This is a genomic window from Acidithiobacillus sp. TH-A36, from assembly GCF_057473445.1.
In genome coordinates this window covers 1-1396 of record NZ_JBYCKP010000177.1, presented here as the reverse complement: position 1 = coordinate 1396, position 1396 = coordinate 1, and the positions used below count along the sequence as shown (strand labels likewise).

General features: G+C 50.9%; 1 protein-coding gene. It reads right to left on the bottom strand.

The window, feature by feature from the left end:
• On the bottom strand, positions 1–1358 hold a 1358-nt coding region (locus AC2VLY_RS04790; RefSeq protein ID WP_486921849.1), incomplete at its 3' end, for a cytochrome ubiquinol oxidase subunit I.
• Between the last annotated feature and the right edge of the window lie 38 nt (positions 1359–1396).

The following is a 1396-nucleotide window of genomic DNA, read 5'->3' as shown; positions in this document are numbered from 1 at the left end:
CCAAATTCACAGGCAAACCAGGGTAATGGAATACTCCATAAGGCGACTTTCAGGAGCAGGGGATGCTTTTCCACCTCATTTTTGAGGCTGAAATAGGCGGCAAATGCAAAAATGGCGAGCATGATAAAGCCGAAAGCCACCATGATACGGAATGCCCAAAATTCTACCCAGACATTGGGAACCGTCTCGTGAGCCGTTTTGTCCACGACGCTGGCGAGATTGCTGGCATCCACCTTTTTCAGGTCCTGATCAGGGGCGTACTGCATGGCCAGAAAGCCATAGCCCATGTCTGTCTGATACTGTTTGAAGGTCGCCAAAGCCTGCACGTTACTGTGGTCATGATTATATTCTTTCAGGGCAACCATGGCTTTGATGCCATTGGCCACCCTGGGCTTGGCTTCATCCACCAATTGATGAATACCGGGGATGACGGTGTCTTCGGAGTGGGTCAGCAGAGGCGTCAGCACATAGGGAACACCAATTTCAAAAAGGTTTTTACCTGCAGCCTTATCCGGGAAAGCAATCAGATTCCAGGATGCCGAGGCGGTGTTGTAATCCGTATTCCAGATGGCTTCCATGGCCGCCACTTTCATGGGTTGGGCCTTGGCGTCAATGAAGCCCAGTGCGTCACCCAGCGTCACCACACCAATGGTGGAAATCACTCCGAAAACTGCAGCAATACGAAATGAACGCAGGGCAATATCCTTGCGTTTGTTGGTGAGCAGATAGAAGGCGCTGATGCCCATGACAAACATGGATCCGGTCACAAAGCCGGCGATGGATGTGTGGACAAATTTCGCCTGGGCGTCTTCATTGAAAATCAACTGGACAAAGCTGCTGAATTCCAGGCGCATGGTGTTGGGATCGAAGGTCCCCCCCTTGGGGTCCTGCATAAAGCCATTAGCTATCAGAATCCACAATGCGGAAAGGTTGGAGCCCAGCGCTACCAGATAGGTCACGACCAGATGGGCCTTGGCACTGATCCGGTCCCAACCAAAAAACATGATGCCCACAAAGGTGGATTCCATGAAAAACGCCATCAAGCCTTCAATAGCCAGAGGCGTACCAAAAATATCCCCGACGAAATGTGAGTACATGGACCAGTTGGTACCAAACTCAAATTCCATGGTCAGGCCCGTGGCCACACCCAATGCAAAATTGATGGCAAAAAGCTTGCCCCAGAACTGGGTCATTTCCTTGTAAATGGTTTTCCCCGTGATGACATAAACTGACTCCATGGTGGCCAGCAGAAATGTCAGGCCCAGAGTCAGGGGTACAAACAGAAAGTGATACAGGGCGGTCAGCGCAAACTGCAGACGCGACAGCTCGACCACTGTGGGATTGATTAACATATCCATGAACATCCTCCTACAAAGAAACCGGATTGCTTCGCTCC